At 39.5% G+C, this 22,711-nt stretch carries 18 protein-coding genes; 8 read left to right on the top strand and 10 right to left on the bottom strand.

The window, feature by feature from the left end; genetic code table 11:
* Positions 1–162 precede the first annotated feature (162 nt).
* On the top strand, positions 163–1,254 hold the full coding sequence (locus KBP50_RS16935; protein ID WP_050351605.1) for a glycerol dehydrogenase: 1,092 nt from the start codon (positions 163–165) through the stop codon (positions 1,252–1,254).
* 136 nt (positions 1,255–1,390) lie between these two features.
* Here KBP50_RS16935 and KBP50_RS16930 read toward each other — a convergent pair whose 3' ends face one another.
* The 5 genes from KBP50_RS16930 to kynU all read right to left on the bottom strand — a co-directional run bounded on the left by KBP50_RS16930 (position 1,391) and on the right by kynU (position 7,387).
* The gene (locus tag KBP50_RS16930; protein ID WP_050351604.1) at positions 1,391–2,734 is read right to left on the bottom strand and encodes a CoA-disulfide reductase; all 1,344 of its coding nucleotides are present in this window, start codon (positions 2,732–2,734) and stop codon (positions 1,391–1,393) included.
* A 246-nt stretch (positions 2,735–2,980) separates the two neighbouring features.
* A complete protein-coding gene (locus tag KBP50_RS16925; protein WP_050351603.1) occupies positions 2,981–4,327 on the bottom strand; it encodes a sodium-dependent transporter in 1,347 nt (448 codons plus the stop codon).
* A gap of 299 nt (positions 4,328–4,626) precedes the next feature.
* Positions 4,627–5,472, bottom strand: a complete 846-nt coding sequence (gene kynA / locus KBP50_RS16920) for a tryptophan 2,3-dioxygenase (protein WP_050351602.1) — start codon at positions 5,470–5,472, stop codon at positions 4,627–4,629.
* Positions 5,462–6,115 (bottom strand): arylformamidase, encoded by a 654-nt coding sequence (kynB, locus tag KBP50_RS16915; protein WP_050351601.1) that lies wholly within the window; start codon positions 6,113–6,115, stop codon positions 5,462–5,464. The genes kynA and kynB overlap by 11 nt, the downstream gene beginning before the upstream one ends.
* Complete coding sequence (kynU, locus tag KBP50_RS16910; protein ID WP_050351600.1) at positions 6,116–7,387, bottom strand: kynureninase; 1,272 nt, start codon at positions 7,385–7,387, stop codon at positions 6,116–6,118.
* A gap of 365 nt (positions 7,388–7,752) precedes the next feature.
* Here kynU and KBP50_RS16905 point away from each other — a divergent pair, with 365 nt between their 5' ends.
* The 7 genes from KBP50_RS16905 (at position 7,753) to KBP50_RS16875 (ending at position 16,775) form a co-directional block, all read left to right on the top strand.
* Positions 7,753–9,312 carry a Na+/H+ antiporter NhaC family protein gene (locus KBP50_RS16905; protein WP_050351599.1) on the top strand — a complete coding sequence of 520 codons (1,560 nt, stop codon included), beginning with the start codon at positions 7,753–7,755 and terminating at the stop codon, positions 9,310–9,312.
* 137 nt (positions 9,313–9,449) lie between these two features.
* A complete protein-coding gene (locus KBP50_RS16900; protein WP_050351598.1) occupies positions 9,450–10,619 on the top strand; it encodes an aminotransferase class I/II-fold pyridoxal phosphate-dependent enzyme in 1,170 nt (389 codons plus the stop codon).
* Between the two features lie 4 nt (positions 10,620–10,623).
* Positions 10,624–12,288, top strand: coding sequence for a thiamine pyrophosphate-dependent enzyme (locus tag KBP50_RS16895; protein ID WP_050351597.1), 1,665 nt, complete (start codon positions 10,624–10,626; stop codon positions 12,286–12,288).
* A gap of 18 nt (positions 12,289–12,306) precedes the next feature.
* A complete protein-coding gene (locus KBP50_RS16890) occupies positions 12,307–13,800 on the top strand; it encodes an aldehyde dehydrogenase family protein (RefSeq protein ID WP_050351596.1) in 1,494 nt (497 codons plus the stop codon).
* A 168-nt stretch (positions 13,801–13,968) separates the two neighbouring features.
* A complete protein-coding gene (locus KBP50_RS16885) occupies positions 13,969–15,159 on the top strand; it encodes a saccharopine dehydrogenase family protein (protein ID WP_050353449.1) in 1,191 nt (396 codons plus the stop codon).
* Between the two features lie 265 nt (positions 15,160–15,424).
* Positions 15,425–16,177, top strand: coding sequence for an IclR family transcriptional regulator (locus KBP50_RS16880; protein WP_050351595.1), 753 nt, complete (start codon positions 15,425–15,427; stop codon positions 16,175–16,177).
* 286 nt (positions 16,178–16,463) lie between these two features.
* Entirely contained in the window at positions 16,464–16,775 is a 312-nt protein-coding gene (locus KBP50_RS16875; RefSeq protein ID WP_050351594.1) for a DUF3870 domain-containing protein, read from the top strand.
* Between the two features lie 89 nt (positions 16,776–16,864).
* Here KBP50_RS16875 and KBP50_RS16870 read toward each other — a convergent pair whose 3' ends face one another.
* From KBP50_RS16870 to KBP50_RS16850, 5 genes are all read right to left on the bottom strand, one after another.
* A complete protein-coding gene (locus tag KBP50_RS16870) occupies positions 16,865–17,290 on the bottom strand; it encodes a hypothetical protein (RefSeq protein ID WP_232231328.1) in 426 nt (141 codons plus the stop codon).
* 122 nt (positions 17,291–17,412) lie between these two features.
* A complete protein-coding gene (locus KBP50_RS16865) occupies positions 17,413–17,679 on the bottom strand; it encodes a CPCC family cysteine-rich protein (protein ID WP_050351593.1) in 267 nt (88 codons plus the stop codon).
* Between the two features lie 92 nt (positions 17,680–17,771).
* Positions 17,772–17,942 carry a hypothetical protein gene (locus KBP50_RS16860; RefSeq protein WP_050351592.1) on the bottom strand — a complete coding sequence of 57 codons (171 nt, stop codon included), beginning with the start codon at positions 17,940–17,942 and terminating at the stop codon, positions 17,772–17,774.
* A gap of 1,256 nt (positions 17,943–19,198) precedes the next feature.
* Positions 19,199–20,659 (bottom strand): NAD-dependent succinate-semialdehyde dehydrogenase, encoded by a 1,461-nt coding sequence (locus KBP50_RS16855; protein ID WP_050351590.1) that lies wholly within the window; start codon positions 20,657–20,659, stop codon positions 19,199–19,201.
* 253 nt (positions 20,660–20,912) lie between these two features.
* A complete protein-coding gene (locus KBP50_RS16850) occupies positions 20,913–22,118 on the bottom strand; it encodes an acyl-CoA dehydrogenase family protein (RefSeq protein WP_050351589.1) in 1,206 nt (401 codons plus the stop codon).
* Positions 22,119–22,711 lie beyond the last annotated feature (593 nt).

Genomic DNA, 22,711 nt, shown 5'->3' with positions numbered 1-22,711 from the left:
TGTAATACTATAATTGCTTTGATTCAAATAGGGAGCAGGTATATAGAGCCTAGTTTAAATGATCAACGGCAAAGCTAATGCATTTGCTTTTCTTTCGTATGGATGGCTTTTGAAGAGCCTGTCTATCCTTATCTTGAATTGCTAGCAGAAGGGGCGATGACAATGTCAGAGATTATTTTTATTTCACCAAGTAAGTATATTCAAGGAAAAGATGCTTTAAAGAGTCTAGGAAAGCATGTCAAGCCAATTAGTCAGAAACCATTAATTTTGTCTGATGATGTAGTATGGGAGATTACGAAAGAAACCATTGAGACAAGTATGAAAGAAGAGAATCTAGCTTATCACTATGTTCCATTTAATGGAGAAGCTTCCATAGCGGAAATCGACAGGGTTGTCAAAGTAGGAAAAGAAGCAAGCGTTGATGCCGTAATAGGTGTAGGTGGTGGGAAGACATTAGACACTGCTAAAGCAATCGCTGATGGCTTAGAAGTAAGCGTTATTATTGTTCCAACAACAGCATCTACGGACGCACCTACAAGTGCTTTATCGGTTATCTATAGTGATGAAGGTGTATTTGAATCATATAAATTTTACGATAAAAACCCAGACTTAGTGCTGGTTGATACTGCAGTTGTAGCTAAAGCTCCAGCAAGACTATTTGCTTCCGGGATTGCCGACGCAATGGCCACGTGGGTAGAAGCAAGAGCGACACTAAAAAGTAATGGCGAGGCCATGGCCGGTGGAAAACCAAGTATTGCCGCAAAGGCAATCGCCAAAGAATGTGAGAAAACATTATTTGCATATGGCGAGGCAGCATTTCAAGCCGTTAAAAAAGGTATTGTGACAAAGCATGTTGAAGCTGTTGTCGAAGCAAATACATTGTTATCTGGACTAGGCTTTGAAAGTGGCGGCTTAGCTGGAGCGCATGCTATTCATAATGGCTTTACTGTATTGGATGGAGATATTCATCATTTAACACACGGAGAAAAAGTAGCCTATGGCACGTTAGTACAGCTTGTTTTGGAACTGCATCCAAAAGAGGAATTACAAAAATACATTGATTTTTATAAGAAATTAGGCTTACCAACAACATTAAAAGAAATGCATTTGGATAACGTATCATACGAAGACCTGCTTCGTGTTGGGGAGGCTGCTACACAAGAAGGCGAGACGATGAGCAACTTATCTAATGATGTAACTGCAGACGATGTTGCAGCTGCTATTCTTGCTGTGGATCAATTAAGCGAGGAATAAAGTAATTAATATGTGTTACAACTACCAGAAGATGAATGAAAACGTATAGGTTGGATTAATATAAAGAGAACCGTCCGAAATGGACGGTTCTCTTTATACGTCGGCGGTAATAGACTATCCTGATTCTTACCAATTACTAATTTGCTAACATAGAAGCTGCTTTGTATCCAAGGATATTTACGGGGTCTTTCGGGCTGGAATAAGGAGGAGCGTAAGCGAGCTCCAATTCAGGTAAATCGAAAACAGTCATCCTTCCTTTAATAGCAGTGGATAGGATGGCCAAACGTTTGTCAGCTCCAGCATACCCTACAGCCTGACCTCCATAAATACGCCCATTATGCGCATCAAATAAAATTTTAATCCATAGCTTAGCTGTAGAAGGGAAATAATTTGCGTTTGATAATGTTTCGATTTTTGCCTCTTTATAAGGGATACCTTTTGCTTCTAATTCGATACGATTCGCTCCGGTTGCTCCAATTGTCATCTCAAAAAGTCGTAAAATACTGGAACCTATCGTTCCTTGATACGGGATAGGTTGCCCATGTAAATGGCTAGCAATGATAAACGCCTGCCGATGGGCTGGCCAAGCTAATGCGATATTTCTCGGTTCTCCAGTTATCCAATCGGTTGTTTCCACAGCATCTCCTAAAGCATAAATGGCAGGATCATCCGTTTGCATATATTCATTTACGATAATTGCACCAGTTTTACCAATAGATAAGCCTGCCTCTTGTGCTAGTTGAACGTTTGGCTGAATTCCTACAGCCATGATCGTCATATCGGCAGCGACTGTTTTTCCACTAGCTACATGCAATGTTTTTCCTTCATTAGAAAACTCCTTCAATCCATTATTAAGCAGCAAATGGACTTGCTTTTCGTTTATATATTCATGAACCATTTCAGCCATATCTTGATCAAGTGGATTCATCACTTGGTCAGAGCGGTCAATTAAGGTACAATTCAGCTCTTTTGCGTGTAAGTTTTCCAGCATTTCTAATCCGATGAAGCCACCACCTACAATAGCAGCAGATTTTGGATGTTGTTCTTCGATGTATGCAGCTATTTCATCCATATCGGCTATTGTGTGTAGAGAAAAAGTTCGTGTCTGGTCCATTCCTGGGATCGGTGGCATGACCGCCGTTGCGCCAGGTGATAAAATGAGTTGATCATATGTTTCTGTATACTGTTTTGATTCCGTAAGATAGGTAATTGCTTTTTGCTCTCGATGAATTGCCGTTACCTCAGCTTTTGTTCTTACCTGAACACCATATTTAACGGCAAATTCTTCTTTCGGGTATAAAATTTGTTCACGGTCTTTCACCGTATTTCCTAAGTAATAGGGCATGCCACAATTAGAAAAAGCGATATATTCATCTTTATCAAAGATAATAATCGTTGCATCTTTGTTTTTTCTACGTATTTGTGCTGCAACTGTAGCGCCTCCACCAACTCCACCAACAATGAGGATTTTTTGTGTCATTGAAACACTCCTTTAACTTTCCCATTTCTAAAGCGATGCAATACACCTTATCATGTTACGTTTAAAGCAGATTGGAATGTGAAGTCATCATGGTGCAATACATGGCTATTTGAAAAAGAGGTTGCTACAGTTATTTTACCCTATAAATAATGTTCAAAACGGTCTGTTCAATCACGGCAGGAAGTTCTAAAACGCTAACCTACCGTAAAACATGAAATAACAGCTATTACGCTCAGCAACTACGCCTTATAAAAAGCCGAGGGAACCTAGAAAAACAATAATAATTGTTAATGGAGCGAGCCAGCGGATTAATTGAAACCAAGCATTATATATTGGGTCACCTAACTGATTCCCATAGCGAAACTCTTGCTGAATTAGCTGTTTATCCATTTTAAAGCCAACAAATAAAGCAATAAATAGACAACCTCCAGGTAACATAATATTACTGACTAGAAAATCAGAGGCATCGAAAAATGTTTTTCCGAAAATAGTCACATTAGATAAACTACTGGAAGAAAGTGCTGCTGGTATTCCGGTAAAGAATACCAGCAAACCAGCAACTAAAGCTGTTGTACGTCGGGAACGTTGCTTTTTAGCGGTAACTGCTGCAGTAACGATTTCCAGCATGCTAAACGAAGAAGTTAATACGGCAAACAAAAACAGCAATAGAAATAAGCTTAAAAATAGCTCTCCAAACGGCATTTGTGCAAAAGCTTCTGGTAAGACGATAAATAATAGCCCTGGACCTTCTGTTGGCTCCAAACCAAAGGCAAAGACCACAGGGAAGATAGCTAGCCCTGCAAGTAAAGAGACAAATATATTCATAATTGATACAGAAGCTGCTGACATTGGTAGGCTAACATCTTTTTTTAAGTAAGAGCTATACGTAACCATTACAGAAACACCAACAGCCAAAGAGAAAAAGGACTGTCCGAGCGCATAAAGGATGTTTTCGGTATTTAATTTTGAAAAATCGGGTTGTAGAAAGAACCGAAGCCCCTCCATTGCTCCATCAAATGTAATGGAACGAATAACAAGAATAATGAAAAAGATAAATAATAATGGCATTAAAATCTTGCTCGTTTTTTCAATTCCATCCTTAACACCAAACGATACAACAACCACATTTATCATAATAAATAAGAAGTGTCCTAAAATCGTTAAGAAAGGACTGCCCGTAATAGTTGCGAACAGATCCGCATAATTAGTTCCGTTGCCGATAATCATGCCAGGGATGGATAATAGGCTATAGGTGAGCACCCATCCACCGACGACACTATAGAAAGACATTAATAAAAAAGCCCCTGCGACGCCCCAATGTCCAATAAATCTCCATAGACTTCGTTTGGGAGCTAATGTTTGGTATGCAGAAATGGCTTCTTTTTGCGCCCCTCTACCAATAATAAACTCAGCAATTAATATCGGTAAGCCAATAATGATTGTAAAAGCGATAAATAATAAGAAAAAGGCGCCCCCACCATTTTCTCCTGTCATATACGGGAACTTCCAAATAGCTCCAAGGCCAATGGCAGCTCCAGCTGAGGAGAGAATAAATCCAATTTTACTTGCCCATTGTTCCGGTTTCTTTTGCATAAGATGTCTGTCTTCCTTTCGAGTGGGTTTATGATATCAAGTGAAAACGAAAACAGAGAGGAGTTTACCTCTCTTGTTTTTGTAAATTATGTTTTACTTTATTTCTATTGTTCATAAAAGTCAAGTCATTTTGGCGGAATTTCTTTCCCAATATATGCTTCAATGAGGATATTGGTTTAAAAAATTTTATCCCGTATATAAGGTGCTGTAAGATTTCCACTTCAGGAGTTGGATAATCAGTAATGCCACAAGTCTAAGTGGAAGATAACAGCACCTAAATGCCCTATTACAGTTTTACCTCATATTTTACTGCGTATTTCCCATAATTCTGGGAAAAAGTAATGTTCAAGAACCTTCTTTAAATAATGGACGCCAGAGGATCCTCCCGTACCTGTTTTGAAGCCAATAATGCGTTCGACTGTTTTCATATGCCTGAATCGCCATTGCTGAAACCAATCTTCAATGTCTACTAATTTTTCAGCAAGCTGGTATAATTCCCAGTATTTATTTGTATTTTGATAGACGGTTAACCAAGCCTGCTCAACAGAAGTGTCCTTTTCATAGGATTTCGAAAAATCACGTTGCAAAATGTCCGTGTTAATGGATAATCCATGATCTGCCAATGCTTGAATAGCAACGTCATAAAGTCCAGGTGCATGATAAGCCTTCTCTAATGTTTGATGAAACTGTGGATCGTTTTCATATATTTTTAAAATATACGGGGTTTTGTAGCCAAGCACAAATTCGACAAGTCGATATTGGTAAGATTGAAATCCGGATGCATTACCAAGGCTTTCTCTAAATTCCATGTACTCTGCTGGCGTTAAGGTGGATAAAACGTCCCATGCTTGAATGATTTGCGATTGCGTTTTGGAAACACGGGCAAGCATTTTAAACGATGCTTGAAAATTGCCTTGTTGAATCGATGTAATTGCTGCCTGAATTTCATGGATAATCAGCTTTAGCCAAAGCTCACTTACTTGATGGATAATGATAAACAGCATTTCATCATGATGATCGGACAATCGCTTTTGACTGGTTAATAACGTATCTAATTGCAAATAATCGCCATACGTCATTTTTTCCTTGAAGTCTGTGTAGATACCGTCTTCTGAACCAAAAACTCGATTCTTTTTATCTGTCATTACTCATGCTCCCCTTTCTGATTGGGCGAATAACCGCTCGGACGGGACTGCCATCAGCACCTTGGATGGGCAAAGGAAGGGCAATGAGTTCATATTCCCCAGCTGGAACCGTATCAAGCATCACGTTTTCCAGAATATAAATTCCATGCGCAGCTAATGCATGGTGAGTAGCTAAGTCCTTACTATCTGGTGCATCGACTGAAGGCATATCTACTCCTAGTAAATGAACTCCTTTTGCTTGTAAAAAGGGAGCAATATCTGGATCTAAGTAAGGGAGTTTTGCTGGAAAACGATCCGGTTGATTCTCCAAGCTTGTGTGTAATAAAATCCTTTTTGTGTTGCTAGGCCAATCCATTGCTGATAAAACTTGTGCATTAATTGTTTTTGTATGACTTACATCGATGACAACAGCTCTTCCAATATAGGGCTCGATAGGTAATTGATCCACCGTTTTCCCAGTAGCTGAAAAATGATATGGTGCATCGATATGTGTACCGATATGTAAACTCGTATGGATATTCCCAATATTAACAGACTTCGTTTCTTCTATGGAAGCTGTGAGACGATACTGAAACGGAGTGTCTCCAGGCCAATGCGCAATCTGAGGTGAAAGTGGCTGTGAAATATCTATCCAGTCAGTCATTTAGGCAATCACTCCCCGCTTATTTTCATATGCTTTGTAGCTTTCATCTTTCATAATTGACTTAAGTAGCTGAACCATTTGCCAAACTTCCGTATATGTATTGTATAAAGCAACAGGTGCTAAACGAATACCATTTGGTTTACGGAAATCTGGGATGACGCCATTTGCTTTCAACGCTTTACAGATTCGGGCAGCTTCTGCGTGCTCCAAGTATACATGCCCGCCACGTATAGAATCTGAGCGAGGATTTGCTATTGTAAAGCCGTATTCGAAAAGCTCCTTATCAACAAGCTCCATTAAATATGCAGTTAACTGTAACGATTTCCCCCTAATTGCTTCTATCCCTATTTCGGATATCATCTCTAGAGAGCCAAGCAATGGAGCGGCACTTAATACGTGCGGTGTGCCAATTTGATAAGCGCCAGCATTATTTGCTGGAGATAAGCTATGTTCCATATCAAATTGTTTAGCTTTGTCAGAGCTGAACCAGCCAGCGAGTCCAGGCTTTTTGCTAAAATGTTTTTTATTCACATATAAGCCACCAACGCTCCCTGGTCCACCATTTAAATGCTTATACGTACACCAAAAAGCAAAATCCACCTCCCAATCAGATAATTGATGCGGAATTGCGCCAATCGAATGACATAAATCAAATCCGATTTTGATGCCTTTTTGATGCGCTGCTTTAGTAATTGTTTCCATATCTAAAATTTGACCACTACGGTAAAGCACTCCCGGAAGAATGATTAACGCAATTTCTTCTGTCATCGCTTCCATAATTGCAGAGGTTTGCAATGTGTTGCCATCTGTACTTTGAACTTTTACGAGGTGATCTGTTGGGTCGAATCCTTTTAACTGTAGTTGGCTTTGTAGTGCATAAATATCGGACGGGAAATTCAGCTCATCGGCAAGGATTTTGGTTCTTTTTCCTTCTGGATGAAAGAAACTTGCGGTAAGTTGATGTAAATTCGTTGTTGTTGAGCCAGTAATAATTACTTCTTCCGCATGAGCACCTATTAACGGTGCTGTCATAGCGCCTAGTTTTTCCGATAAATAAAACCACGGGTGCTCCCCCTCTGTCCAGCCATCGATCCCATGTTGTTTCCAGGAAGCCAATAAGTTGTGTAGTGCTGCTTCTGCCCGAGTGGATAACAGGCCTAAAGAATTGCCGTCAAAATAGATCTGGTCGGATGAAGTGTAGAATTCTTCTCGGTATTTGCTTAATGGATCTTGTTCATCGAGTCGTTTTGCTTCGCTAATATCTGTTTTCATCTTTCTCCCTCCATCACATAAATAAAATGCTCACGTATTATTTTAACAAATTTCTGTATGTTTTGGCTTTTTTTTTGAGGTTTTTTAAATTTGGATAGCAAAGGCAGATTTCAGTTATGAAACAATGGATCAAAAAATAAAATAGAATATTAACAATTATCACAAAAAAGTGTAACGTTTTTTGTACTATATTAAAGTGTAAGATTTTTTGGTTTTAAAAAAACGAAGGCATTCGCCATAAGACTTGGCGACAAGCCAAGTTTTTCTAAAAAAGGAGGGGGTGATGAGTTGAATGGCGCTGCTCTTAGATATTTAAAATAAGGCGCAAGTTAAGGTTTTATCTAACATACGAAAGGAGAATCTAAATGGAAGAGACAGTATGGTCATTAATACCGCCGATTATAGCAATTGTCATGGTTTTATTAACGAAGCGGGTACTATTGTCATTGGGAGTTGGTATCCTCGCTGCCGCATTGTTCCTAGGTAAGTTTCAGGTTGGAGATTCTTTAAAGCTCGTTTGGGAGGCGTTTAAAGGGGTGTTTGTTGTAGATGGCGCATTGGATACGTGGAATGTTTTTATCTTGCTGTTTGTGCTAATGCTAGGTATGCTGACGGCTCTAGTAACTATGATGGGCGGGACGCGTTCATTTGCAGAATGGATGATTCGCAGAGTAAAAACAAGAACTGGTGCACAACTGATGACGGTTCTATTTGGAGTCATTATTTTTGTGGATGACTATTTTAACAGTTTAACTGTAGGACAAATTGCTAAGCCGGTTACTGATAAGCAACGCATATCACGTGCAAAACTTGCTTATCTTGTCGATTCAACTTCAGCACCAGTCAGTGTAGTTGCTCCCGTATCGAGCTGGGGAGCTTATATTATTGGTATTATTGGCACTGTATTAGCGACACATCAGGTAACCGAGTACGGTGCTTTTCAAGCATTTTTACAAATGATTCCAATGAATTATTATGTTTGGGCAGCGTTAGGCGTTGTCGTAGTTATTGCAATCAAACAAATTGATTTCGGCCCCATGAAAGTACACGAACAACGAGCGCTGGAAACAGGAGAAGTGTTAAATCCAGCACAAAAAGAAACGATAGATGTAGCCTCTAAACTTCCGGTTAGTGAAGTTAGTAAAAGGCGTGACTTACTCCTTCCGATGATTACATTATTTATCGCTACGATTATCGCTATCTTTGTGGACGGTTTACGTAAAGTAGAGGGTGAAAAAACGTGGATTAATATATTAGGAAGTGCGGATGTATCGTTAGCGCTATTCGTTGGCGGTAGTATAGGTATGGTACTGACGATGATCTTGTTTTATCAGCATATTCGCGCAGGAAAACTTTCGTACAAAAATTTTATAACAGGCGCTATAACAGGCGCGAAATCAATGATGCCAGCTTTTGGTATTTTAATTTTTGCTTGGGCGATTGCAGCATTAATTAGCCAACTCGGCACCGGTGTTTATTTGGCAAGTGTTGTCGAAGCAGCCAACTTAAGTGTTTATCTCCTTCCGTTGATCGTATTTTTAATGGCCGGGTTTATTGCGTTTTCAACAGGGACATCTTGGGGAGCGTTTGGTATTTTGCTTCCTATTGCTGGGGAAATAGCAGCAACAACGGATGTAACATTAATGTTACCGATATTGGCTGCAGTATTAGCAGGTGCTGTTTTCGGTGACCATTGTTCCCCGATCTCTGATACGACAATTCTGTCATCAACTGGTTCTAGCTGCCATCATATTGATCATGTTACAACCCAAATTCCTTATGCGCTTTTAGCTGCTTGTATAGCCGGTTTGGGGTATATTGTGTTTGGGTTTACAGAAAGTGTTTTATTAGGCTTAGTAATGGTACTTGTTAGCCTCATTGGCTTATTTATTGGGATGCGAAAGAGGAAAGTTACTGAAACATAGACAGAACTATTTTAATAAATAGAAAATTAATATTAAAGATAATTTCAGTATATTGCTAATTGGTAGAACATATCTTATACTGTTAGTAAATAAATGAAATACCATTTCGTATAATGAAATTTATAGGGAGGAATACAATGGTTTTTGTGTCTGAGAAGGTGAAAAATCTTCCCCCATATTTATTTTCTCAGTTTCAGCAACGAAAAGAACAACTTAAGCAAAAGGGCGTAGACGTGATTGATTTAGGAATCGGTTCTCCGGATTTACCAACACCGTCATTTGTCTATGAAGAATTGAAGGAGCAAGTGAACAATCCGCAAAACCATAGATATTCTCCTTACAGTGGGTGTGACGAATTTAAACAGGCAGTGGCATCTTTTTATGCAAAACGATATCAGGTTACTCTTGATCCCAACACAGAAGTTCTTACATTAATTGGTTCCAAAGAAGGGATAGCGAACTTAATTCAAGCAGTTATAAATCCAATGGATAAAGTGTTGGTTCCAGATCCAGGCTATCCAGCTTACCGAAAAGGGGTTCATTTGGCGGGAGGGGTAAGTGTATCATTACCGCTTGATGCTAATAATCAGTACGCACCTTTGTTTGATCAGATTTCCGAACAGGACGCAATAGCTGCGAAATTAATGTTCCTTAATTACCCAAACAACCCGACTGCTGCATATGGAGAATGGGGAACTTATTTGGAAGCGGTTTCTTTTTGTCGGCGATACAATATTTTACTCGCACATGATGCAGCTTATGACCTCGTAACCTTTGGCAATTATAAAGCCCCGAGCGCTTTACAAATTCCAGGTGCCAAAGACTATGTTGTTGAATTAGGGTCATTATCCAAAAGCTTTAATATGACAGGGTGGCGGATCGGGTATATCGTCGGGAATAAGGAAGTTATCGCTGCACTCGCCACTTTAAAAAGCAATATCGACACCTGTCAGTTTATGCCGATTCAAAAAGCAGCGGCAAAGGCGTTACAAAGTGATTTAACTGCTGTAAAGGAGAATAATCTTATTTATGAACAACGGATGGAAAAACTGCATACTGCTTTAGGGAAATTGGGGCTTCACGCTGAAAAACCAAAAGGCACGTTATATCTTTGGGTGCAAGTGCCTAGAGAAGAAAGCTCTCTAACATTTGCTAACCGGTTACTAGAAGAGACCGGCATTATTGTGACGCCTGGAACTGCGTTTGGAGCAAATGGGGAAGGCTTTATTCGGATTTCTTTATCGACACATGCTGAACGTTTAGATGAAGTCGTTCGACGTTTGAGCAAATTGGATGTAAAGAGGTGACAAGGTGGAAATGAGCCATAAAAAAGAAACTTCTGCACAGGCAATTATTCACTGCTTAAGGCAAGCGCAAGTTGAAAAAGTGTTTTGTGTTCCAGGTGAGAGCTATTTACCGGTTTTAGACGCTTTATATGATACCTCATCTATTCAAGTCATCTCAGCACGTCACGAAGGTGGAGCTGCGTTTATGGCTGAAGCGTACGCAAAATCCGCTTTAAAGCCTGGAATTGTGATGGCAACAAGGGGGGTAGGTGCAACTAATTTATCGATTGGTGTGCATACAGCATATCAAGATTCTACGCCAATGGTCGTATTTCTGGGGCAGGTTCATAGCAAATTTATTGGCAAAGAAGGATTTCAAGAGGTGGATTTGGCGCATTATTTTCAACCTATCGCCAAGTGGTCTGTGGAATTAACAGATGCAGATCGCACGGTAGAGATCGTCCAACGAGCATTTCATATTGCGATTTCCGGTAGACCAGGACCCGTAATTATTTCTTTACCAGAAGATGTATTGCATCAAGAAACAATCATAGCGTCACCGCAAACGCCGCTAAGACAAACACCAGTACCATCAGCAACAGAAGTGAAAAAAATGGAGGCGATGTTAAATCATGCAAAGCGACCTGTCATCATAGCTGGGGGAGGGGTGAAGAGTGCACAAGCAGAGGTAGCATTGAAGCATGTTGCGGAACTGTTTCATTTGCCAGTTTTATCCGCGTTTCGAAGGCATGATGTCTTCCCAAATGATCATTTACTTTATGCTGGTCATTTAGGGTTAGGAACACCGAAGTCCGTATTAAAAACAGTGCAACAGGCAGATGTTGTATTAGCTTTTGGTACACGACTATCAGAAGTGACTACCCAAGACTATTCGCTTCTATCTACAGATCAACAACTTATCCACATTGATATTGATTTCAACAGTATTGGGAAAAGCTATTTTCCTGACGTTGCCATAGTGGCTGATATGAAAGAAGCGCTTTTGCAATTACAAACGATGAAATTAACTCCAAATTGGGAAAGATGGGCTTCTGCATGCAATGCACGTTATATTCATGCAAGCAGAATCGATGAGACAGAATCTACACATATGAACACAGAAATTATTTCCTATTTATTAACAACACTGCCAGATAATGCGATAATTACAAATGATGCTGGCAATTTCGCTGGTTGGATTCATCAGTATTATACTTTTACACAGCCTCACACCTATGTTGGACCAACATCAGGTGCGATGGGATATGGATTACCGGCTGCGATAGGGGCTAAGCTTGCTTTTCCAAATCGGGTGGTTGTCGGATTTGCAGGTGACGGTGGTTTTATGATGACTTGTCAAGAATTAGAAACAGCTGTTCGCTATAATATTCCAGTCATATGTCTCGTTTTTAATAATAAGATGTATGGGACGATTCGCATGCACCAAGAAATGCACTATCCACAGAAAGTGATAGCTACGGATTTAGGCGAGGTTTGCTTCAAGGATTTAGCCATAAGTGTGGGGGCGCTTGGTTATCGCGTGACAACGATTCAGGAGTTTAAGGTTGCTTTTGCCGAAAGCTATCAAGCAAAAAAGCCAACTGTAATTGAAATAATGAGTGACCGAGAACAAATATCTGTGTCACAAACAATTACAGACATCCGTGATCGTAACAATCATAAAAAATAAAGTAGGAGGAGATTTGATATGACAACGATTTTACAAACAGATAAGCTGAAAAATTTTATTGCTGGAGAATGGCAGGAAGCAAATCCAACCGTGGCTGTTCATAACCCTGCTACGGGTGAGGAGATCGTACATGTACCTTTGTCAGGAAAAAAAGAAGTTGACCAGGCAGTGGCTGCAGCGAAGCAAGCACAAAAAGAATGGGCATTGGTGCCTGCACCACAGCGGGCTGAGGTTTTATATGAAGTAGGTAATATCATGAAGGAAAGAAAGGAAAGACTGTCACAGTTATTAACGACGGAGAATGGAAAAGTGTTGGAAGAAGCAAGAGGCGAAGTACAGGAAGGCATTGATATGGCTTTTTATATGGCAGGAGAAGGACGCAGGTTATTCGGGCAAACGACGCCAGCAGAATTAAAAGATAAATTCGCAATGAGCCAGCGCTGTCCTGTGGGTGTAGTGGGAATTATTACACCGTGGAATTTCCCAATTGCGATTGCAACATGGAAGTCATTTCCTGCTATCGTTGCCGGTAATGCTGTCGTTTGGAAGCCGGCTACAGAGACGCCAATCATGGCTTATGAATTGGCAAAAATATTTGCCGAAGCAGGCTTACCGAAAGGGGTGCTTAATGTCGTCTTTGGCAGTGGCGCTTCCGTAGGTCATGCCATGGTTCATCATGACGATATACGCGTGATTTCCTTTACGGGATCAAACAATACAGGCAGAGATATTGCAGCTGCATGTGGAAGCCAATTAAAGAAAGTGTCTTTGGAAATGGGCGGAAAAAATGCGGTGATTGTGATGGAAGATGCTGATTTAGATCTAGCAGTAGAAGGGATTATTTGGAGTGCTTTTGGAACAAGCGGGCAACGATGTACGGCATGTAGTCGGGTGATTGTTCATGAACATGTAAAAGAGCAGCTGGAAGAACGTTTACTTGTGAAACTGGAGGAATTAACGATTGGAAATGGATTAGATGAATCTGTTAAGGTTGGTCCAATTATTAATCGAGCTGGATTAGAAAAAATTAAAAAGTACGTACAGATTGGTAAAGAAGAGGGGGCTACATTACTAGCTGGTGGCGAAGAATGGGATACAAATGGTGAACTGGATGGCTACTTCTTTACTCCAACAATTTTTACTAATGCCAATGCTACGATGCGCATTACGCAGGAGGAAATATTCGGTCCTGTCGTTTCATTAATTCCAGTAAAGGATTTCGAGGAAGCGATTCAAGTAAATAATCAAGTATCATACGGTCTATCAAGTTCGATTTTTACAAACGATGTGAATCGAGTATTTCGAGCACAGCGTGATTTAGATACAGGGATTGTTTATGTTAATGCCGGAACAACAGGGGCAGAAATCCATCTTCCGTTTGGAGGGACAAAAGGAACTGGAAACGGTCACCGAGATTCAGGTGTGCAAGCACTAGATGTATTCACAGAATGGAAAGCAATCTATGTTGATTACAGTGGTAAACTACAGCGTGCCCAGATCGATATCGAATAACGTGAACGAGTTCAAGGCGGTTAGCAAAGGACAAACGAAAGTGTACCATGAATGGTTTTCCTAATGACACGTGGTCAGTGGAGGTAAGCTCCATCACCTTTAGGGAAACGCTTGTCAAGTTATCCTGGCATATTATTGGGCTTAGTTTTAGAAAAAGGAGTGAATGGAGTGAAAATAGGTGTTTTAGGAGCTGGGCTAATGGGAAAGGAAGCTGCCAGAGATTTGGTGGCTAGCGATGGAGTAACCGCAGTTGGATTAGCAGATATTGATTTATCAAGAGCAAGTAACATTTGTGCTCAATTGCAGTCTGTCAAGCTAACCCCATATCAAGTGAACGCAGCAGACGTTGTTGAATTAGCAAATTATATGAGAAAATTTGATGTGATTATTAATGCGCTGTTTTATTCATTCAATGAAGTAGTTGCTAAAACAGCTATAGAGGTAGGCGTTCATGCAGTGGATTTAGGCGGCCACATTGGGCACATGACTGATAAAGTGTTGGCACTGCATAAAAAAGCACAAGGCGCCGGAGTTACATTAATTCCTGATTTAGGTGTGGCTCCAGGCATGATCAATATTTTATCAGGTTATGGAGCTAGCAAGCTGGATAAGCCGAAAGAAATCAAATTGTACGTTGGCGGTATTCCTGTAAAACCTGAACCTCCATTGGAGTATAATCATGTATTTTCCATGGAGGGTGTATTTGATCATTATACAGATCCATCACTCATTATTCGAAATGGGGCGAAACAGGAAATTCCTTCTTTATCTGAGGTGGAAGCGATTCATTTTGACAGATTTGGTCCATTGGAAGCTTTTCATACTTCAGGGGGAACTTCAACGCTCTCTATTTCTTATCCAGAATTAAAAACACTGGAATACAAAACCATTCGTTACCCAGGACATGCGGAAAAGTTTAAGCTGCTTGTTGACTTGAATTTAACAAAAGCTAATTATCATGTCGATGTGAATGGACGTACCATTTGCCCTCGTGATGTATTATTAAAAGTTTTAGACCCGATTGTTGATTTAGGTGATAAGGAGGATGCTGTATTATTACGGGTACTTATTGCCGGCAAGAAAGCGGACATGAAAACGTCCTACACATATGAAATGACAACTTATAAAGATCCACAAACAAACGTCACTGCCATGGCCAGAGCTACAGCAAATACGATTTCTATCGTTGCACAAATGATTGCCAGTAAAAAGATTGATAGAAAAGGGGTCTATCCGCCTGAACAAATTGTTCCAGGGGATTCCTATATAAAGGAAATGGCAAAGCGTGGTGTGTATATTTCAGAGCGAGAGCAAGTTAATGAACAGAATACGGTTTATTCTCATACAAAAGGGAATTGAGTGTGCTTTGGTAAATGGGTCATATAACCAGTATGTTCATAGTTCAGTTGGATAAAAGAGATGATGGTAGATTTCAGTGGTGGCCTAATCCACCACTGAATCGCTATAAAATAATCCAGTTACACACAACTTAAAGCCTTATTCGTTGACTATGGTGATGAAGGTGCACTTTTTTCGCATGTAATGGTCGTAAAACATCCACGGATTACTAATTTTTAGCACATCAGTAATAATAGGTAGAGAAGGAACAAAGGGAGCTCAATTTATGAATCAAAGTGTTCTAAAAGCATTAACATTACTAGAGCTATTTCAGGATGATATAGAAGTATTATCCCTTAAAGACATAGCTGAACAGGCTGGGATGCCGAAACCGACAACGTATCGATTACTTACTGCTTTAGAACAAAAGGGATATGTATCGAGAGTGAAGGATGAAGAAGGCGGAAAATACCGTTTAGGATTAAAGCTATTAGAATTAGGTAGTTTAGTAGCGAACCGTATAGAAATAAGAGAGATAGCCTTACCATATATGCAAGCTTTGGCTAAAGATTTAAATGAGGTGGTACACTTAGTGGTTGTTAATCATGAACAGGCGACATATATTGAGAAAGTAGAGAGCACGCGGGCTTTACGTCTTTATACGAAGGTTGGAAAAAGTGTTCCGCTATATCTTGGCTCTGGACCAAAGCTGCTTTTAGCTTATTTACCCGAGGAAAAACAGCAGGAAATTGTCCAGCAATCCGAGCTTCGATCGATGCACCGGCTGGTAAAACAAGAAGAACTGTTACAAGAATTGCGGCAGATTAGAGAAAACGGCTTTGCTTATAGTGTTGGTGAACAGGACGAAGATACAACAGGTGTATCTTATCCCATTTTCAATCACCATAGCCAAATGATAGCTGCTCTAGCAATAAGCGGTTTATCCAGCCGTTTTTCAGGGGATAATTTACAACGGATAAAAGAAAAGACAAAACGGGCAGCTGAACGGATATCGAAAAAACTTGGCTATCGATCGTGAATACGAGGAAACCGAGAGGGATGGGAAGAAGGTATATTCCGTATATAAGGTGCTATAAGTCTTTCACTTTAAGAATTGGAGAATCCACACTACAACAAGTCTAAGTGGGAGATAACACTACCGCAATGCCTGCCGGATTCGTTTAAAGACCTTTAGGGCATGCCGTTACGGTACTAACGATCAGTGGGGGATAAATAAGAACTCTCACTGCTGGAAGATTCACTTTAAAACAGGCAAACGAAAAGTTGCTAACATTTAACGCATGATTCATAAGGAGGGGAAGACGTTGAACACTGTTTTTATTGCGGGGCATGCACGTCTACCTTCAGGGATGGCTGCTCAAAGTATTTATGAAACATTAACGATTACTGCTGAAATTGATAAAAAGTATGGTGTGATCGTTACAGCTGGCTGCACACTTGCTACGGATCATGGGAAAAATTTTGTACAGCATTTACTTCGTGGTCATAGTTTACAAGATGGGATTGACAAGCCCGTAGAGATGATTAAAGCACACTATTTAGGTAAGGCAGGAAATGCACTTGCATCTGCTTTAAAAGATTTATATAAACAATATGAGTCTAAAAAGCAAATATAGGCTTTTTAACTTATAGTACTAACAATCAGTGGGGGTGAATGAAAAACCCCACTGATGGAAGACTCACTTTATTTAAGAGTAGCATTTGTTTAATTTAATAAGTCTAAAACGATTTCAGAAATCCTATGTCTCAATACTAATTGAGCTTTTCTAGCTTTTATATTGAAGGATTCAATATCTTTTGTTTGCTCTTCCCAAGTTAATTCAGTTTCTCTTTCTAATTTAACAATTTCATCTTCTATCCAGTTTCTATAATTGCTATAAATATTTGCGGCTTTTAATTCACTGCTAAAAGGATCTGGAACCTGGTAATGTAAATTAGTAAGCCATTTTTGAAAACCTTTTTCTCCTTGTTGATTTATTATTTGATTAAATTCCAAAAGTATTTCTTCTATCAGCTTTTCCGGGAATTTTTCATCTTTCATTTTTTGTTCCAAATGGTGCAAAGTAATGCCAGCTAAATTATTACTTTCTATACCTAAAAAGCTATAAAAGAAATTATCTAGTTTACTCACAAAAAAATACCTCCGTGGATAATTCTAATTAAGATTAAATATAAAAAATGAAATCTGATTATTCGTAACCTGTCACTTTACTTCTTTAAAAGAAGTGCACTTTTTAACAGAGATACTCTCCTCTACAAAAGTCGTTTCCAATTAGTGTCTTTTATGTCTTTTTCATTCGGTATCCTTATAAACTCAATAAACCTTGCTTCACAAGCTCCTACTAAAATAAAGTTTTTTTGTGCTTGCCTTAATGATGGAGTATTAGCTCCTCCTTCATAATCGGGATCAACAAATTGAACAGGATCATCTTCCCAAAAACATATTTCACATAAATCATAAGTACCTGGTGGTTCTTCGTCTAATGTCATATATCCACAACATGGACAAGTATATTTCATATTATCTCTCCGTTACTTTTAAATTAGATAGTAACATCTGCTTATCATCAACTTGGTCTTATTCGAAATAAGATCTTGATATGGCGTAAACTTCAGTCACGAGCTTTAAAACAATCTTCACAGATAAACTTTCCTTCATTTATAAGATACCGTTTAATTTCCGTCATGCCTTTACGTTTTGGCCAACGCATCTTCACAAGCACAACATCCTCATCCCTTATTATTTTCTCGCATAATGAACATTTTGGCTGTTCTCCAAACATTCATTTCACCTCTTAATGATAAAAATGATGATTCAATAGTAACTGTCTATTGCCAAAAAACACGCTTATTAAAGAGAATTATCAAATGATTGACATAGCTTTATGGTGCTTCATTTTTCTTCCACATAAGATAATTGTAGAGTAATTGCCCAGCAAATAATATAGAGAAAAGCAACCCTAAGATAATATTTTCTATTATGCTGAAATCCGAGAAATAATAAATAAATATCATAGCTAAAATTACTATAGGAAATAATATTATTGTTCTAATCATTTTTTGCCGATATGATAATCTAAAGTAGTTGAATTTACATCCTTTATCCACTTTTCCCTTACCTTTAAAAAATACAGTAAATAGAATACAAACGGATAACGAAATAATAATGGGAATCATTAGTTCTCTTAACAACATCTAATACCACTCCAAGTTCATCAGTTTATTAATTTCAACTTATTTCTGCTGTTGGATACATCCTGAATTTATCCCATATATAGGTTGCTGTAAGACACCCGCTTCAGTAATTGGATAATCTTGTACTGCAACAAGTCTAAGTGGGAGATAACAGCACCTAAATGCCCTATTTCGTAACAAGCCTTTAGGTCATATCATACGGTACAAACAAGCCGTGGGGGATGAATAAAAACCACCACTAATTGAAGATTCACTTTATAAGACTGATTATAACATAGCAATAGAATGAAGTTAGAAAAATCTGGCTTGTTGCCAAGTTTTAATGGTGAAGCTATCGTTTTTCTTATACTAAAGCCTAAAGCTTTATACATTTTTATAGTACAAAAGAAAAAGCCCTCGAGCTATCGCTCAACCGAAATTCATCTCCCCCTTACTGTTGGGCTAAGCCCTTCACACACTTGGAGAGGGAGATTTCTTTCAGAGGACCGTTAAATTAAACCTTTTTTATTAGATAAGAAAGCATAAAATGAGGTGCTTGGGGATTACGAAATAACCGAATAGCCACGTCCGCGCATGAGCCCAGCAACGATGCGACTTTAGAAATGCGCCCTACGATAAGGCATCATCGGTTCGTCGCAAAGAGGAAGGCCGACTAAAAACGGGCTTGCCGCTCAGGCGTCGGCATACCCCTGTTTTTAGTGGCATGATTCCTAAATCTTTAGTTGATTCGTTCCATTCGCTACGTTGCTAAACGGGCCCTTGCGCCTTTGTTCTTAGTGATTAGTATGCTACATTCATGGAGCTCAGGTTAATTCTTTGTTATATTGCTTGCGTGGGATGCTTTTTAATGGACGGATGATTTAATGCCAAAAGAAATCAGTTTCTTTTCCATGAATTCATCCATACCATGATGTCCGCCCTCCTTACCCAAACCAGACTGCTTTATACCACCGAAAGGCGCTTCTGGAGACGCAGGAAATACATCATTGACCCCAACAATTCCGTAATCAAGCTTTTCAGAGACACGAATAGCAATGCTTGTATTTTCGGTAAAAATATAAGCGGCTAAACCGTAATCGGTATCGTTTGCTTTAGCAATCACTTCTGTCTCGTCAGAGAAGGTTTGAATTGGCAATACTGGTCCAAACGTTTCTTCATGCATAATCTTCATGTCATCTGTTACGTTGGAGAGAATAGTTGGCTCGAAATAATATTCAGATAGCCCTTGTTGATGCCAGCGCTGTCCGCCATATTCGGTTACAGCACCTTTCTCAATCGCGTTATGGACATGTGCTGCTACTTTTTCGCATGCTTGCTGATTAATTAATGGACCGATATCCGTTTCCTTTTCTAACCCATTCCCCAGTTTTAAGTTGGCTATGTTGTGCTTTAATAATTGAACAAAATCAGAAACTACGGATTCATGAACGAATAGCCGATTTGTGCAAATACAAGTTTGCCCGTTATTGCGAAATTTGCTTGCGAGAACGAGTGATGCGGCCTTGTTTAAATCAGCATCTGGAAACACGATGCCAGGAGCATGACCACCCAACTCTAAGGAAAGTTTCTTTACATGTTCGGCGCTTTCTCGCATTAAATGTTTACCAACAGCTGTGGAACCGGTAAAAGTAATTAACCGGACATCTTTATTTGTAAGTAACTGATGACCAATAGCTTGTGCATCCCCTGTTACGAGATTAACTACCCCGTTAGGCATTCCAGCACGTGCAAATATTTTTATAATTTCAATTGCGGATAATGGTGTCTCGGGTGCAGGTTTTAGTACAGCCGTACACCCTGCTGCCAATGCAGGTGCAAGCTTCCTTGTAATCATAGAAGATGGAAAGTTCCATGGCGTTATAGCACCAACCACACCAACTGGCTGTGGAACGACAACCATTCTTTTGGATTTTAGCGACGAGGGAAGCCATTCACCGTAATTTCTGCTTGCTTCTTCTGCATACCATAGTAAAAATTGTGCCGCTCCTTTTACTTCGTCCATTGCTTCACGAAGAGGTTTTCCCTGTTCCATCGTTACGATTTCGGCAAGTCTTTCCACTTCCTCTAGCATAAGCTGATAAGCCTTGTATAGGAAAGTCGAGCGCTCTCTACCGGTTTTCTCACTCCACATTGGAAATGCTTGAAGGGCAGCAGCGATGGCTTGATCCGTTTCTTTTGCTCCTGCATAAGCAACAGATGTAATTGGACTTCCTGTAGCTGGATTATAAACCGTTTCTGTTGCATTTTCGTTGATCTCCTGCCAACTACCATTAATAAAAATACTTTTTGTATAAGCGTTGAACATGAACGTACCTCCTATAATTTTCTGGCTATCATTTGAGGGTAGCCAATGATTTCAAGAAAAGAAACAGGCTGTGAAAGTCCGTTTAGCGCAACTTTTATACCACCATTACGGTATGAAAGCTGCGTTTTTAGATCAGCTTCTAAAAACCATTTGAGTTATATGTGATTTAAGTGATTAACCATGATAACTAACTGGTTCGTTCCTATATATTGGGAACAGTTAACATGTGGTAACAGGTCTATCATATAAACCGTTACTTGATATGAACATTTTCTTCCCAAGCTGGCAGCATTTTATGGAGAGGTTTATCTTTTCGGTAACCAAGTACATATTCTGCCTGCATGATGGTATGAATTTCTCTTGTTCCTTCGTATATGACTGGTGCTTTAGAGTTACGCAAATAACGCTCCACAGGGTATTCATCAGAGAATCCATAAGCACCATGAATTTGCACGGCATCATCAGCTGCTTTATTGGCAAAGTCACAAGCTTGCCATTTAGCTAGTGAAGTTTCTCGAGTGTTTCGCTTGCCGGCATTTTTCAATTCACCTGCCTTGTAAACGAGTAGGCGACTCATTTGTAAGCCTGCTTCCATATTAGCGAGCATTTGTTGGACAAGTTGGTGTTTACCAATCTCTTTGCCAAAGGTTGATCGTTCATGACAATAGGATATACTTGCTTCCAAGCAGGCCATGATCTGTCCAACAGCTCCGGCGGCGACGGTAAACCTGCCGTTATCTAAAGCAGACATGGCAATTTTAAAGCCTTCTCCTTCTTCACCAAGTAAATTTTCCTTTGGAACTTTAATATGGTCAAAAAAGATTTCTCCAGTATTGCCTGACCGAATTCCCAGTTTTCCTTTAATCGCTTTAGAAGAAAAACCTTCCCATTCTCTTTCTACAATAAAGGCAGAAATTCCTTTATGCTTTTCCGAGCGATCTTTTGTGTAGGCAAACACGATAAAATTGTCTGCTGTATCGCATAAAGAAATCCAAGTTTTTTGTCCATTTAAAATATAATAGTCACCTTGCCGGTAAGCAGTGGATTCCATTGCAGCTACGTCTGATCCAGCACCAGGCTCTGTTAATCCAAATGCACCTATTTTTTCTCCTTTTGCTTGTGGGACGAGGTATTTCTGCTTCTGCGCTTCATTTGCCCATTGCAATAAAGTCATACTGTTTAATCCAGTATGGACGGAAACAGCAGTACGAAAAGCAGTGTCTCCTCGTTCCAATTCCTCACAAACAATGGCAAGCGAATTATAATCCATGCCACTTCCACCATATTCTTCTGGAATACATACGCCCATTAATCCTAAATCGGCTAGCTTCTTTATAATAGCTGGATCGAATTTTCCTTTTCGATCCCACTCGGAAATGTAAGGCATGATCTCATTATCCGTAAACTGGCGGACAGTGTTGCGTAACATGTTTTGCTCTTCTGTAAATTGAAAATCCATAAATAAACAGCTCCTTTTAATAAATGAAATAATTACTTGTCATATTTTTGCATTGTTTTTTTAGTAAGATAAGAAACCAGCATGGCTCGCCTAGAGCACAAGCCACCATCTATCATGAAAAAACTTTTGCTTTAATGTTTAGATTCTTAAAATACTGTCTAAAATAAATGAGTTAGATAAGTTAAATAGAGTTGTTTTTTCATACAAAAGTATAAAATGAGGTACTTAGGGATAACGAAATAATCGAATCGCCACGTCCGGCGCATGAGCCCAGCAACGATGCGACTTTAGAAATGCGCCCTACGATAAGGCCTCATCGGTTCGTCACTAAGAGGAAGGCCGACTAAAAACGGGCTTGCCGCCCCAGACGTCGGCATACCCCTGTTTTAGTGGCATGATTCCTTTATCTTTAGTTGATTCGTTCCATTCGCTACGTTGCTAAACGGGCGCCCCGAGCCTTTGTTCCACTATAGGAAAGTATAAGATTTTTTTGGTTTATAGTATAAGAAAAACAAAGGCTTCCGCCATAAGTCTTGGCGACAAGCCAAGTTTTTCTAAAAAGATAAGAAAGTATAAAATTTGTTGCTTTGGGA

Origin of the sequence: Virgibacillus pantothenticus, assembly GCF_018075365.1 — a bacterium.
Lineage (GTDB): Bacteria > Bacillota > Bacilli > Bacillales > Amphibacillaceae > Virgibacillus > Virgibacillus pantothenticus.
This window is presented reverse-complemented; position numbering and strand designations above follow the sequence as displayed.

Excerpts from the sequence above, each read along its gene's own strand:
- KBP50_RS16860 (WP_050351592.1), bottom strand. The coding sequence starts at position 17,942 with ATGTTTGGAGAACAGCCAAAATGTTCATTATGCGAGAAAATAATAAGG.
- KBP50_RS16935 (WP_050351605.1), top strand. The coding sequence starts at position 163 with ATGTCAGAGATTATTTTTATTTCACCAAGTAAGTATATTCAAGGAAAA.
- kynU (WP_050351600.1), bottom strand. The coding sequence starts at position 7,387 with ATGAAAACAGATATTAGCGAAGCAAAACGACTCGATGAACAAGATCCA.
- kynB (WP_050351601.1), bottom strand. The coding sequence starts at position 6,115 with ATGACTGACTGGATAGATATTTCACAGCCACTTTCACCTCAGATTGCG.
- KBP50_RS16865 (WP_050351593.1), bottom strand. The coding sequence starts at position 17,679 with ATGAAATATACTTGTCCATGTTGTGGATATATGACATTAGACGAAGAA.
- KBP50_RS16890 (WP_050351596.1), top strand. The coding sequence starts at position 12,307 with ATGACAACGATTTTACAAACAGATAAGCTGAAAAATTTTATTGCTGGA.
- KBP50_RS16925 (WP_050351603.1), bottom strand. The coding sequence starts at position 4,327 with ATGCAAAAGAAACCGGAACAATGGGCAAGTAAAATTGGATTTATTCTC.
- KBP50_RS16880 (WP_050351595.1), top strand. The coding sequence starts at position 15,425 with ATGAATCAAAGTGTTCTAAAAGCATTAACATTACTAGAGCTATTTCAG.
- KBP50_RS16930 (WP_050351604.1), bottom strand. The coding sequence starts at position 2,734 with ATGACACAAAAAATCCTCATTGTTGGTGGAGTTGGTGGAGGCGCTACA.
- KBP50_RS16850 (WP_050351589.1), bottom strand. The coding sequence starts at position 22,118 with ATGGATTTTCAATTTACAGAAGAGCAAAACATGTTACGCAACACTGTC.
- KBP50_RS16905 (WP_050351599.1), top strand. The coding sequence starts at position 7,753 with ATGGAAGAGACAGTATGGTCATTAATACCGCCGATTATAGCAATTGTC.
- kynA (WP_050351602.1), bottom strand. The coding sequence starts at position 5,472 with ATGACAGATAAAAAGAATCGAGTTTTTGGTTCAGAAGACGGTATCTAC.
- KBP50_RS16855 (WP_050351590.1), bottom strand. The coding sequence starts at position 20,659 with ATGTTCAACGCTTATACAAAAAGTATTTTTATTAATGGTAGTTGGCAG.
- KBP50_RS16900 (WP_050351598.1), top strand. The coding sequence starts at position 9,450 with ATGGTTTTTGTGTCTGAGAAGGTGAAAAATCTTCCCCCATATTTATTT.